The 12,626-nt window shown below is 72.6% G+C and carries 10 protein-coding genes; 7 read left to right on the forward strand and 3 right to left on the reverse strand.

Features of this window, described 5'->3' with window-relative positions; all coding sequences use genetic code 11:
- Positions 1–56 precede the first annotated feature (56 nt).
- Both MUN78_RS02180 and MUN78_RS02185 read right to left on the reverse strand, forming a co-directional pair.
- Entirely contained in the window at positions 57–650 is a 594-nt protein-coding gene (locus MUN78_RS02180; RefSeq protein WP_244728487.1) for a MarR family winged helix-turn-helix transcriptional regulator, read from the reverse strand.
- Positions 651–660: 10 nt separating this feature from the next.
- Positions 661–2,424 carry an MFS transporter gene (locus tag MUN78_RS02185; protein ID WP_244692809.1) on the reverse strand — a complete coding sequence of 588 codons (1,764 nt, stop codon included), beginning with the start codon at positions 2,422–2,424 and terminating at the stop codon, positions 661–663.
- Between the two features lie 391 nt (positions 2,425–2,815).
- Between MUN78_RS02185 and MUN78_RS02190 the strand changes: the two genes are divergently transcribed.
- The 3 genes from MUN78_RS02190 to MUN78_RS02200 are packed head-to-tail and all read left to right on the forward strand — an operon-like array spanning position 2,816 to position 5,732.
- The gene (locus MUN78_RS02190; protein ID WP_244728488.1) at positions 2,816–3,967 is read left to right on the forward strand and encodes a 5-(carboxyamino)imidazole ribonucleotide synthase; all 1,152 of its coding nucleotides are present in this window, start codon (positions 2,816–2,818) and stop codon (positions 3,965–3,967) included.
- A 32-nt stretch (positions 3,968–3,999) separates the two neighbouring features.
- The gene (gene purE / locus MUN78_RS02195) at positions 4,000–4,512 is read left to right on the forward strand and encodes a 5-(carboxyamino)imidazole ribonucleotide mutase (protein WP_244728490.1); all 513 of its coding nucleotides are present in this window, start codon (positions 4,000–4,002) and stop codon (positions 4,510–4,512) included.
- On the forward strand, positions 4,509–5,732 hold the full coding sequence (locus tag MUN78_RS02200) for an MFS transporter (protein WP_244728492.1): 1,224 nt from the start codon (positions 4,509–4,511) through the stop codon (positions 5,730–5,732). The genes purE and MUN78_RS02200 overlap by 4 nt, the downstream gene beginning before the upstream one ends.
- Positions 5,733–5,760: 28 nt before the next feature.
- Here the strand turns inward: MUN78_RS02200 and MUN78_RS02205 are convergent, their stop codons facing one another.
- On the reverse strand, positions 5,761–6,885 hold the full coding sequence (locus MUN78_RS02205; RefSeq protein ID WP_244728494.1) for a glycosyltransferase family protein: 1,125 nt from the start codon (positions 6,883–6,885) through the stop codon (positions 5,761–5,763).
- Between the two features lie 218 nt (positions 6,886–7,103).
- Between MUN78_RS02205 and galE the strand changes: the two genes are divergently transcribed.
- The 4 genes from galE to MUN78_RS02225 are packed head-to-tail and all read left to right on the forward strand — an operon-like array spanning position 7,104 to position 12,178.
- A complete protein-coding gene (gene galE / locus MUN78_RS02210; RefSeq protein ID WP_244728496.1) occupies positions 7,104–8,117 on the forward strand; it encodes a UDP-glucose 4-epimerase GalE in 1,014 nt (337 codons plus the stop codon).
- Positions 8,114–9,547, forward strand: coding sequence for an LCP family protein (locus MUN78_RS02215; protein WP_244728498.1), 1,434 nt, complete (start codon positions 8,114–8,116; stop codon positions 9,545–9,547). The genes galE and MUN78_RS02215 overlap by 4 nt, the downstream gene beginning before the upstream one ends.
- A 5-nt stretch (positions 9,548–9,552) precedes the next feature.
- Entirely contained in the window at positions 9,553–11,151 is a 1,599-nt protein-coding gene (locus MUN78_RS02220; RefSeq protein ID WP_244728500.1) for a sulfatase-like hydrolase/transferase, read from the forward strand.
- A 49-nt stretch (positions 11,152–11,200) separates the two neighbouring features.
- The gene (locus MUN78_RS02225; RefSeq protein WP_244728502.1) at positions 11,201–12,178 is read left to right on the forward strand and encodes a glycosyltransferase family 2 protein; all 978 of its coding nucleotides are present in this window, start codon (positions 11,201–11,203) and stop codon (positions 12,176–12,178) included.
- Positions 12,179–12,626: the final 448 nt, after the last annotated feature.

A 12,626-nucleotide genomic window follows, 5' to 3' on the forward strand; every position in this document is an offset into this window, starting at 1 on the left:
CAGACGATCGCGGTGCGCGGATCCGATCCGCCCGCGGATCCGGCCCCGGGACGAGCTCAGTGGCTCGCGGGATCGCGGTCGGGATCCGCGCCGCCGACCCGGATCGCCCCCGTGTGCAGTGCGGCGTTCGGGGTCGCGTGGCCGCGCGTGCACCGCGCCGCGAGCTCGTCGGCGCGCACCTCTTCCGCAGAGGCGTTGAAGCGGTGGAGCGCTTCCATGAGCTCGGTCAGCTCGTCGACGCCCCATCCCGCGAATCGCTCGTGATAGGTGTGCGCCCACTGCTCGCGGATGCGGTCGACGATGCTCCGCGCCTGCGCGCTGCCGGTGAGCAGCATCACGCGCCGATCCTCCGCCGCGGGCTCGGCCTCGACGAGGCCGAGCTCCCGCAGTTTCGCGATCTGCCGGCTCACGAGCGCCTTGTCCATCTCGAGCATCTGCCCGATCCCGGTGGCGGTGATCGGACCCTTGCGCATGATGAACTGCAGCATGATGACGGCCGGGCCCTTGAGATCCGGGTGGATCTCCTCGGCGAGCCTGGCCCATCGCCTGCGGGCGAAGGCGAAGATCTCCGAGAACTCCGCGATGATCTCGGAGATCCGCTCCGCCTTCAGACGGGGGTCCGACGCGGCAGGGTCGGCGGTGGGAGGCATCTCGTCGATCCTAGCGGGCGTCCCGCGCCCCGGAGCCGCCGTCGGAGGCCGTCGTCCGGCCGCCGGTCGCGGGCCGGCCGTCGGCCGGACGCCCGTCGACGTCGATCATCGGGATCGCTCCGGTCGTGACCTCCACGAGCGCCGCGCTCGGCGACTCCGAGGGGAGGTGCGTGCCCTCGGCCTGGCCAACCGCGCCCTCGGCCTTCGCCCGTTCCTCGGCGAGCCGCTGGGCGTTGTTCTTCGAACTCAGCGGGATGTTCGGCAGGAAGATGATCGCGATCAGCGTGACGACGGCGAGCGGCGCCACCGCGAGGAAGACGTTGCCGATGGCGTGGCCGTAGGCGTTCTCCACGACGCTGCGCAGCGGTTCGGCGATCTCCGCGATCTTGGGGATCGATCCGCCCTCGAGGGCCTTCGCGTCGGCGAGCGCCTCGGGATGGGTCTGCGCGAGCTTCTCGAGCCCCTCGGTGAGGTAGTCGGTGACCTTGGCCGCGAGCATCGTGCCCATGACGGACATGCCCGCGCTGCCGCCGATCGTGCGGAAGAAGGTGACGGCCGAGGTCGCCGCGCCGATCTGCATCGGATCGACGGTGTTCTGCACGACGAGCACCATGTTCTGCATCGTCATGCCGACGCCCATGCCGAGCACGAACATCGAGACGCCGACGTACCACATGCTCGTGTCGTAGCGCAGCTGGCCCATCATCACGGTGCCGGCGACGAGGAGCACGCCGCCGATCACCATGTAGCGCTTCCACTTTCCGGTTCGGGAGATGATCTGGCCGACGAGGGTCGAGGAGCCGAGCAGGCCGGCCATCATGGGGAGCGTGAGCAGGCTCGACTCGATGACCGTGCGGCCGCGGGCGAGCTGCATGTACTGGCCGAGGTAGACGACGGTCGCGAACATCGCGACGCCCACGGAGATGCTGCCGATGGCGGCCATCGTGAAGGTGCGGTTCGTGAAGAGCGTGAGCGGGATCATCGGCTCTTCGACCTTGAGCTCGACGAAGACGGCGATGACGAGCAGCAGCGCGCCGCCGCCGACCATGGCGTAGGAGGGGACGGAGTTCCACTCGAACTCAGAGCCGCCGAGGGTGACCCAGATGAGGATCAGCGAGAAGCCGGCCGAGATGAGCATGGCGCCGGCGTAGTCGATCTTGACCTTGCGTCGCGCGGTGCTGAGATGCAGGGTCTTCTGCAGCATGATGAGCGCGACGATCGCGATGGGTACGGCGACGTAGAAGTTCCAGCGCCAGCCGACGGTGTCCGTGAGGAGCCCGCCGAGCAGCGGGCCGCCGACCGTCGCGACAGCCATGATGGCGCCCATGATGCCCATGTACTTGCCGCGCTCGAGGGGGCTGACGACCTCGGCGAGCACGATCTGGCAGAGCGCGCCGAGACCGCCGACGCCGAGGCCCTGGAGCACGCGGAAGGAGATGAGCCACGTGGGATCGTGGGCGAGGCCCGACATGATCGTGCCCACCATGAAGATCACGATGGAGGTCTGGATGAGGACCTTCTTGTTCGTGAGATCGGCGAGCTTGCCCCAGATCGGGGTGCCGATGGCGGAGGCGAGGGAGGTCGCCATGACGACCCAGGTGTAGGAGGCCTGGGTGCCGCCGATGTCGGCGATGATGACGGGCATGGACGTGCCGACGACGTTCATCGCGATCATCGAGACGAACATGCTCATGAAGAGCCCGGCGAGCGCGAGATGGAGGGCTCGGCCGGTCAGGATCCCGTCTGCGGGGAGCTGGGGTGACGTGCGGGTCATACGGGGGTGGGTCCTCACTGATGGTGTCGAGGCGGGGCGGCGGGCGGAGGTGCCCGCGATGCCGGATCGTTAGTTGACGAAGATCAACTATATGGGGTTGGTTGACATTCGTCAACTAATACCCGCTCGGCGGTTCGCACCGTTCCTCCTCCTCCTCCTCCTCCTCCTCCTCCTCCTCCTCCTCCTCCTCCGTCGCCACCTCACCACTCCGCGCCCCGTCCGCACCCACCCGCGCTGCGCCCGGTTCGCACGTCAGTCGTTGCGAGCTGGAGCGCCGCCAAGCCGCAACGACTGACGTGCGAAGGGGGAGAGGGGGAGAGGGCGGGTGGGACGAAGGCGCGGGAAGGGGCGCGGGAGGGGACGCGGTCGCCCCATAGGGCAGAATGGGGGCATGGCAACGGGCGAACACGGCAGCATCAGGATCGGCGTGATCGGCGGCGGGCAGCTCGCCCGCATGATGGTGCCGCCGGCGATCCACCTCGGGCTCCGGATCAGCGTGCTCGCCGAGGCCGAGGGCTCGAGCGCGGCGCGCGCCGCCGACGCGGTGGGCGACTACCGCGATCCGGAGACCGTCTACGCCTTCGCCGAGACCGTCGACGTCGTGACCTTCGACCACGAGCACGTGCCCCAGCCGATCCTGCGCGAGCTCGAGCAGCGCGGCGTCGCCGTCCACCCGCGTCCCGACGCGCTGCAGTACGCGCAGGACAAGATCCTGATGCGCGAGAAGCTCGCGGCCCTCGGCGTGCCGATCCCCGACTGGGCGGCGGTGGCCGACGAGACGGAGCTCCAGCGCTTCATCGACGCCCACGGCGGCCGCGCCGTCGTGAAGACCGCACGCGGCGGCTACGACGGCAAGGGCGTGCGCGTGATCTCCGACGCCGTCGAGGTGCGCGACTGGTTCACGACGCTCGCCGAGGACGCCCACGGAGGGCACCTGCTCGTCGAGGAGCTCGTCGACTTCACCCGGGAGCTCTCGCAGCTCGTGGCCCGCCGTCCGAGCGGGGAGACCCGCACCTGGCCCGTGGTCGAGACCATCCAGCGCGACGGCGTGTGCGCCGAGGTGCTCGCCCCGGCGCCGGTGCAGGATCCGGCGACGCTCGTGGAAGCGGCGAGGATCGGCGAGCTCGTCGCCGAGGGCACCCAGGTCACGGGCGTGCTCGCCGTCGAGATGTTCGAGACCCGCGACGGCCGCGTGCTCGTCAACGAGCTCGCCATGCGCCCGCACAACTCCGGTCACTTCTCCATCGAGGGCTCGGTGACGAGCCAGTTCGAGCAGCACCTGCGCGCCGTCGCCGATCTGCCGCTCGGCGACACCGCCATGACGGCGCCCGCCGCGGTCATGGTGAACGTGCTCGGCGGGCCTGCCGAGGGCCCGATGCCGGTGCGCTACGCCGCCGCACTGGCCGCGCACCCCGCGGCGAAGATCCACAGCTACGACAAGCTGCCGCGCCCGGGCCGTAAGGTCGGGCACGTCACGGTCACGGGCGAGGATCTCGAGACCGTGCGCGTCGCGGCGGTCGCGGCGGCGGCGGCCTTCGCCTGAGCTCGAGCCCCCGCGCCGCTAGCATGGTGGGCATGGCAGACAGCGCAGCCCCCCTCGTCGGGGTCATCATGGGATCCGACTCCGATTACGCGGTGATGGCCGACGCCGTGCAGGCCCTGCGCGAGTTCGGGATCGCCCACGAGGTCGAGGTGGTCAGCGCCCACCGCACCCCCGACAAGATGGTGGACTACGCTCGCGGTGCGGCCGCCCGCGGGATCCGCGTCATCGTGGCCGGGGCCGGCGGCGCCGCGCACCTGCCCGGCATGGTGGCCTCGATGACCACGCTGCCCGTCATCGGCGTGCCGGTGCCGCTCGCGAAGCTCGACGGCCTCGACTCGTTGCTGTCGATCGTGCAGATGCCGGCCGGGATCCCGGTGGCGACCGTGTCGATCGGCGGGGCCAGGAATGCCGGCATCCTCGCCGCGCGCATCATCGGCGCGAGCGACCCGGAGCTCGCCCAGCGGCTCGCCGACTACGCGGCGGGACTCACGGAGATGGTCGAGCAGAAGAACGCCGCGCTCCAGGCGCGCATCGCCGCGGAGTGACCCCCGCGGCGGGGCCCCGGGACGGCCAGGACCCGCGCGCCGAGCGCGGCGACGCCGCCTACCGTCGCGCCCTCGTCGCACTCTTCTGCGCGGGGCTCGCGACCTTCGCGCAGATGTACTCGCCGCAGGGGCTCCTCCCCGAGATCGCGCGCGAGTTCGGGATCGACGCCGGCGCCTCCTCCTGGGCCGTCGGCGCGACGACGATCGGGGTGGCGGCCGGCGTGCTGCCCTGGGCGCGCGTCTCCGACCGCTACGGACGCGTGCGCACGATGCGCTGGGCCATCGCGGCGGCCATGCTCCTCGGTCTCGCCGTGCCGTTCGCCCCCGGCTTCGCCGCGATGATCGGGCTGCGCGTCGTCGAGGGCGTCGCCCTCGCGGGCGTCCCGGCGCTCGCGGTGACGGCGCTGGCCGAGACCGTGCGGCCCCACGCGCTCGGCGCGGCCGTCGGCACCTACGTCGCCGGCACGACCCTCGGCGGTCTCGCCGGCCGGCTCCTCGCGGGCGCGGTCGAGGAACCCGCGGGATGGCGCGCCGGAATGGTGGTCGTCGCGGTCGTCGCCGCACTTGCCGCCGCGGGCTTCGCGATCCTCGTGCCCCGCCCGGCCGTCCCGCAGCCCGCGGGCAGCCCCATCCTCGGCGCCATCGCGGCGAACCTGCGCAACCCCGCGGTGCTCGTGCTCGTCGCGCTGGCGTTCCTGCTCATGGGCGGCTTCGTGGCGGCCTACAACGCCCTCGCGTTCCGCCTGGAGCTGCCGCCGTACTCGCTCTCGCTCATGCAGGTGTCGTGGCTCTTCCTCGCCTATCTCGCGGGCACGCTCACCTCGGGCACGGTGTGGGGGCTCGTGCGCCGCCGTCGAGCGACGACGGTGCTGCTCGGGTGCCTCGGCGTCATGGCGGCCGGCCTCGCGCTCACCCTGGGCACCGGGCTCGCGGCGATCGTCGTCGGGCTCGTGCTCTTCACCGGGGGGTTCTTCGGTGCCCACTCCATCGCCAACGGCCTCGTCGGGCGTCGCGCGGCGGGGCTGCCGGGGGCGAGTCAGGCGCCGCCCCTCTACAACCTCGGCTACTACGCCGGGTCGAGCCTCCTCGGCTGGGCGGGCACGGCGGCATTCGCGGCGTGGGGGTGGGGCGGTGCCTCGGCGATGATCGCCGCGGCGATCGCGCTCGCCGCGATCCTCGTCGTCGTCTCGGCCCGGCGCCATCCCGATCCGGTCGGCTGAGCCCGTCCTCGGCCCCGACGACCGGGGCTCAGAGGTTGGCGTGCGCCTCCCAGAGCTGCCAGCCCGCGCTGCGCCAGCTGAAGCCGCGGCTGCGATCGCAGGCGAGCACGGCGAGGCGCGCCAGCGCCTCCGGGTCGCGGAAGAGCCGGCTGAACTCTGCGGCGAAGGCCCCGGCGCCGTCGGCGGAGACGCCGGCGTCGAGCACGAGCTCGTCCGTCGCCGGGTGCCCGGCGTGGAGCACCGGCACGGCCGCAGAGAGCGCGCCGAGCAGGGTGTATCCGGCACCGAGGAAGGACTGCGGCTGGAGCAGCAGCACGGCGCCCGAGAGCACCGCGCCGATGTCGGCGAGCTCGCGCGGGCGCGCGACGATGACGCGCCCCTGCAGCTCCTCCGGCACGGACAGCGCCGCGGGCGCGGTGGGCTCCTTGTCGCGCTCGCGCACCCCGGGCCCGGGATCGACGCCCTCGAGGGCGACGATCGGCGGGAGCGCGGGATCCGCGCGCAGCGCGTCGAAGAGCCACTCGAGCCGACCGTGCTCGCCGGGGGCCGCGGTCGTGAGAGCGTAGCGCTCGGGGAGCCCCAGTGCCGCGCGCCGTTCGGCGTCGTCCGCGGGGCGGAGGAACTCGCTCGGCGGCGCGAGCTGCATGACCTGCACGGGGAGATCGGCGCCGTAGTGCTCCTGGAGCACTCGGGCCGTCGCGTGCGTGGGGGTCATGATGACGTCGGCGTGCTTGACCGCGCGCTTGGTGAAGGAGCGGAACAGGCGGGCCTGGGCGCTGCCGAGCAGCGCCGGGGCCTCCCAGGCGAGGCTGTGCGGGATGGTCACCGAGGTCTGCGAGCCGTCGTCGTCTCCGCGGGCGCGCAGCGGCATGAGCGGCGTGAGCGCGTGCACGAACTCGCCGTCGAGCGGCCGGGCGGTCGCACCGCTCTGCCACATGATCGGGAGCATGTTCGCGCGGATCGGCAGCTGCTCGGTCCGGATCCGCGGCGAGGAGAACTCCGGCGCGGCGAGGCCGCGGGAGACCAGGAACCGCGCGCTGCAGCTGCGCGGCGCCGTATCGGCGATCCCCTGCGCGAGATCCCGTGCGGCGGCGCTCTGGACCTCGGCCTCCCAATCGGGGAACGGATCCGCGATGAGCGTCAGTGTTGCCACGCGTGCTCCCCTCGGCATCGGCGCGCCGGGTCCGGCGACGTCAATTGTTCATACCTATTCTATGGAACTTCAGCGGTGGAACTGACCGGACACCCGGCATTGGGAGACTTCCGGGCAGATGTGATGGAAAAGTGACCTTGCTCGGGGCCGCAGCCCGATCGCGACGGGCCGCGGGGGTTGAGGGTCTTTCGCAAGCGCGTCGAAGTACCCTGATACGCATGCGTGTTCTCCTGACAGGTGGGGCCGGGTACATCGGCTCGCACACCGCCCTGGTCCTCATCGAGCGCGGCCACGAGGTCGTCGTCCTCGACGACTTCTCGAACGCGAGCCCGGAGGCCGTGCGGCGCGTCGAGGAGCTGACGGGCGCGACGATCCCCGTCGTCACGGCCGATCTCGCGGAGCGCGGCGCGGCGCACGCGGCGCTCGAGGGCGTCGCATTCGACGCCGTCATCCATTTCGCCGGGCTGAAGGCGGTCGGCGAGTCGGTGGCGCAGCCCACCCGCTACTACCGGGTCAACCTCGACTCCACGCTGACGCTGCTCGACCTCATGGCCGAGCGCGGGGTCGACCGCTTCGTCTTCAGCTCCTCGGCGACCGTCTACGGCGACCCGGAGCTCGTGCCCATCGCCGAGACCCACCGCACCGGGGTCGGGATCACGAACCCCTATGGCTGGACGAAGTTCATGATCGAGCAGATCGTCCGCGACGCGCAGGCGGCGCGCCCCGAGCTCGGCGCGGTGCTGCTGCGCTACTTCAACCCGGTCGGCGCCCACCCCTCGGGCCGCATCGGCGAGGATCCGACGGGGACCCCGAACAACCTCATGCCGTTCATCGCCCAGGTCGCCGTCGGCACGCGCGAGCGGCTGAGCGTCTTCGGCGACCGCTACCCGACCCCCGATGGCACCGGGGTGCGCGACTACATCCACGTGATGGACCTCGCCGAGGGGCACGTCGCCGCGCTCGAGCGGATCGCCGCGGGCGTCGCGAGCTACAACCTCGGTTCGGGCACCGGCTCGAGCGTGCTCGACGTGGTGCGCGCCTTCGAGGCCGCCGCCGGGCGCGCCGTGCCCTACGAGGTCGTGCCGCCGCGACCGGGCGACGTCGCCGAGATGGTGGCCGATCCCGCGCGCGCGAACGCGGAACTCGGGTGGCGCACGACCCGCTCGCTCGCGGACGCCTGCCGCGACGCCTGGACCTGGCAGTCGGCGAACCCGGGCGGATACGCCGGATGAGCATGGACCTCGAGCGGCCGCTGCGGCACCCGGACGAGGGATCGCCGCCGCTGATGAGCAAGCGCGCGCGGTGGCTCGTCGTGATCGGCTTCCTGCTGCCGGGCAGCGCGCAGCTGCTCGCGGGCAACCGCCGACTCGGGCGGTTCGGGATCGCCGCGACGCTGCTGCTGTTCGTCGTCGGCATCGTCGCGATCGCCGGGCTGCTCCTGGCCAGGGTCGCCGCGCTCACGGTCTTCACCAACGGCTTCGTGCTGCTCGCGCTGCAGATCCTCCTCGTCGGCTACGCCGTGCTCTGGCTCGTGCTCGGCTTCGACACGCTCCGCCTGACGCAGCTGGTGCGGGTGCAGCGGGGCTGGCGGGTGCCCGTCGCGGTGCTCTCCGTGCTGCTGACGATCGTGCCCACGGCGGGCGCGGCGTGGGCGGCCTCCGCGGTCGGCGCGGGGCGCAGCCTCCTCGGCGACCTGTTCAGCGGCGCGGCCGCGGTGGAGCCGGTCGACGGCCGGTACAACATCCTCCTGCTCGGCACCGACGCGGGGGAGGATCGCGAGGGCATGCGCCCCGACAGCATTTCGCTCGTGAGCGTCGACGCCGAGACCGGGCAGTCCGTGATCGTCGGCCTGCCGCGCGAGCTCTCGAGCATGCCCTTCCCCGAGGACTCGCCGATGCACGAGCCGCACCCCAACGGCTTCTGCGTCGGTCCGAACGCCTTCGGCGAGTACGGCGGATGCCTCACCGGATACCTCAACGGCGTCTACGCCGAGCTCGAACAGACCGACGTCATCGTCGAGTCCGAGGGACTCCCCGCGGAGTTCGCGGACATCTACGACGGCTTCTACCCCGAGGCGGCCGCGCGCGGCTCCTCCCCGGGGCTCGAGGCGACGAAGGACGCGGTGACCGGGGCGACCGGGCTCGAGGTGCAGTTCTACGTGCTCGTGAACATGGACGCCTTCTCCGCGATCATCGATGCGCTCGGCGGCGTCACGATCAACGTGCAGGAGGCCCTGCCGATCGGCGGCGACGAGTACCAGAACAACGTCGACGGATGGATCGAACCGGGCGAGCAGCTCATGGACGGCTACACGGCCCAGTGGTACGCGCGCTCGCGCTACGGCTCGGCCAACGGCGACTACGACCGCATGGCCAGGCAGCGCGAGCTGCAGGCCGCGATCCTCGCGCAGATGAGCCCGCAGAACGTGCTGCTGCGCTTCCAGGACATCGCGGCAGCGGGCACCGAGCTCGTCGAGACCGACATCCCCGAGTCCATGCTCGGGCGCTTCGTGGACCTCGCGACGAAGGCGAAGGATCACGCGCCCGTCGATGTCGAGCTCGTGCCGCCCGCGGTCGACGCCGAGTACCCCGATTACGCGGTCGTGCAGCAGCTCGTGGCTGATGCGGTCGCGGCGGCCTCACCGCCGGACGAGGCGGAGTAGCGCGCGTGGGCGCCGAGCGACCGGGGGGCAGGCGCGTCCTCCGGGGGATCGGCATCGGGCTGCTCTGGCTGCTCGTGCTGCTCGGCGCCGTGCTCTTCGGCATCGGGCTCTGGGTGCGCGCCACCTTCGGCGAGATCTCGGTCGACCAGCTGCTCTCGAACCTGCGCGGCGCAGGAGAGGGCGCCGGCGGCGCCGAGCTCGTCGCGAGCGGCGTCATCGCGGGGCTCGTCGCGCCGATCCTCGCCGTCCTCCTCCTCGCGCTCATGGTCGAGCGCACCCGCAGGGTGCTGCGCCGGCACGGGCGGTTCGACGGGCGGAGACGGACGCTCCTGCGCTGGACGGCCGCCGTGCTCGCCTGCGCCGTCCCGATGGCGGGCGGCGCCGTCCTCGGCGCGACCATCGGCGCCGGAGACTACGTCCGCGCCGTCGCGCGCGAGGCGGCGACGGGCGTGGGGCTCGGGGACTACTACGTCGCCCCCGAGGTGACGGAACCGCGCGCGGCGGGGATCGGCGGGATCGGCGCCGGGGGATCCCGGGGCGACGCCGGACCGCGCAACCTCGTGCTCGTCTACCTCGAATCGGTCGAGAACGTCTTCGCGGACCCCGAGGTCTTCGGCACGGACATGCTCGCTCCCGTCGAGCGGGCCACCGCCGGCTGGGGTTCGGTCCCCGCGCTGGAGCAGTACGCGGGCGGCGGCTGGACCATGTCGGGCATCGTGGCGACCCAGTGCGGGATCCCGCTGCGCACGGCCGGGGCGCTCGGGGATCCGCAGGAGCTCAATGCGCTCGGCGCGGTGGACGGCGAGCGCCTCGGCTCGTACCTTCCCGGTGCGCGCTGCCTCGGCGACGTGCTCGCGGACGAGGGGTACCGCAACGTGTTCATGGGCGGGGCCGACTCGCGCTTCGCGGGGAAGGGGGCCTTCCTCGAGACGCACGGCACCGATGAGGTGCGGATGCTCGAGGAGTGGAAGGAGCTCGGCGAGACGGAGTTCCGCCCGGACTGGGGGCTCTCGGATCGGCGCCTCTTCGCCCGGGCCGCGCAGGAGGTGAGCGAGCTGCACGCTGCGGGCGAGCCGTTCAGCCTCACGCTCCTCACACTCGACACGCACGAGTCGCCGCACGTCTACGAGTACTGCGATGCGGACGACACCGCCGATGCCGCGCCGATGACGTCGATCACCCGCTGCTCGATGCAGCAGGTCGAGGGCTTCATCGATCACCTGGAGGAGGAGGGGATCCTCGAGGACACGACGGTCGTGGTGATGGGCGACCACCTCAAGCTCGTCGCGGAGGGGCAGAGCTTCACGCAGGAGCTGATGGCCGCAGAAGACCGGACGATCTTCAACCGCTTCAGCGTGCCGGGCGGAGCGCCGCCCGTCGCCCGCGAGCGCATCGACCAGATGAGCATGTACCCGACGATCCTCGAGCTCCTCGGCTTCGGGCTCCGCGACCACCGCGCGGGGATCGGCGTGTCGGCGCTCGCCGCCGAGCACGAGGTGCCGGCGGGAACGATCCTCGATCTCGCCCCCGACGACTACCTCGCCGTCGTGCAATCCCGATCGGTCGACCTCTACCGCGAGCTCTGGGCGGAGCCCGAGGCGTAGCCGCCTAGACTGGAGGGCGGTATCCGACGGTCGAATGGAGAGTGGACGCATGCGCGTGACCGCCGTGCTGGTGGCCTACAACCGGCGGGAGCTGCTGCGGGAGTCGCTCGAGGCGCTCGCCGCGCAGAGCCGTCCCGTCGACCGCCTCGTCGTGGTCGACAACGCCTCGACGGACGGCTCCGACGCGGTCGCGGCCGAGCTGCTCGAGGCCTGGGGGGCGCAGGCGCGCTTCGTGCGGCTGACGGAGAACACGGGCGGCGCCGGGGGGTTCGCGGTCGGGATCGCGGCCGCCGTCGCCGAGGACGACGTCGACTGGGTGTGGGTGATGGACGATGACACCGTCCCCGGGCCCGACGCGCTCGCGGGCGCCCTGGCGGCGCACGAGCGCTATCGGGAGACCGGGCAGGACGATCTCGCCGTGATGGGCTCGCGCGTCGTGTGGACGGATGGCGAGGACCACCCGATGAACACGCCGAAGGCGAAGATCCGCGCCGACGCCGACGAGCGCCGACGCGCCGCGGAGGTCGGAGCGATGGAGATCCGCTCGATCTCCTTCGTCTCGGCGTTCCTGCGCGCGGCCCGGGTGCGCGAGGTCGGGCTCCCGATCGCGGACTACTTCCTGTGGAACGACGACTTCGAGTTCTCGGCGCGCCTGCTCCGCGGGGCCCGCGGGCTGTACGTCCCCGGGTCCGTCGTCACCCACAAGACCGCGAAGCGGGGGTCGAGCGACGCCGATCCCGGGGCGCGGTTCTACTACGAGGTGCGCAACAAGCTGTGGGTGTTCCGGCGCTCGCGGGCGCTCGCCCCGTGGGAGAAGCTGCTGTACTCCGCGGCGACGGCCCGGCGCTGGCTGCGCACCTTCCGGGCCTCCGCGGATCGCGCGCAGCTGCGCGAGTGCCTCCGGCGGGGGTGGCGCGACGGCTGGACCCATGCGCCGCGCCCCTCCCGCGTCGTGCTGCGCGACGCCGGCGTGCCGGTGGACGCCATGATCGAGGTCGAGCGGATGTCCAAGCTGGGTTCGCGGTAGCTCCGCGCGCGCGTCGTATCGGCGTGCGAGCCCGCTACGCGTGCCCCGACCCCGTGCGTGTGCCCCGCCCCCGACCCCGGCGCGCGAGCCCCGTCCCCGGGCCCCGGCCTTGACCCCGGTGGGCGTGGCCCGGGCCCGGCGCCCCGGGCCCTCGACCCCCTGGCCGACCCCCGAGCCCCGCATCGGCCTCCCGAACCCCGAGCGGATGACGCGAACGGGGGTGTCGGTGCGGAATGCCCCCGCTTCGCGTGAATTCCGGCGGGGCGGGCGCGGGCTCCAAGCGGGGCGGGGCCTTCTCGGAGGGGCGCGGGCGCGGGGTCGCGGCGGGAGCGAGGTGAGGGGCGGGAGCGACGTGAGGGGCGGGCGCGGGAGTGACGTGAGGGGCGCGGGCGCTCGCCGCGGCGCTCGTCGCGAGGCGCGTCGCATCGCGGGCGCGGACGAGGGGAGC

This window comes from Leucobacter allii, assembly GCF_022919155.1.
GTDB lineage: Bacteria > Actinomycetota > Actinomycetes > Actinomycetales > Microbacteriaceae > Leucobacter > Leucobacter allii.

Bases quoted from the DNA above. Each gene is read 5' to 3' on its own strand.
- MUN78_RS02180 (WP_244728487.1), bottom strand. From the start codon at position 650: ATGCCTCCCACCGCCGACCCTGCCGCGTCGGACCCCCGTCTGAAGGCG.
- MUN78_RS02185 (WP_244692809.1), bottom strand. From the start codon at position 2,424: ATGACCCGCACGTCACCCCAGCTCCCCGCAGACGGGATCCTGACCGGC.
- MUN78_RS02190 (WP_244728488.1), top strand. From the start codon at position 2,816: ATGGCAACGGGCGAACACGGCAGCATCAGGATCGGCGTGATCGGCGGC.
- purE (WP_244728490.1), top strand. From the start codon at position 4,000: ATGGCAGACAGCGCAGCCCCCCTCGTCGGGGTCATCATGGGATCCGAC.
- galE (WP_244728496.1), top strand. From the start codon at position 7,104: ATGCGTGTTCTCCTGACAGGTGGGGCCGGGTACATCGGCTCGCACACC.
- MUN78_RS02215 (WP_244728498.1), top strand. From the start codon at position 8,114: ATGAGCATGGACCTCGAGCGGCCGCTGCGGCACCCGGACGAGGGATCG.
- MUN78_RS02225 (WP_244728502.1), top strand. From the start codon at position 11,201: ATGCGCGTGACCGCCGTGCTGGTGGCCTACAACCGGCGGGAGCTGCTG.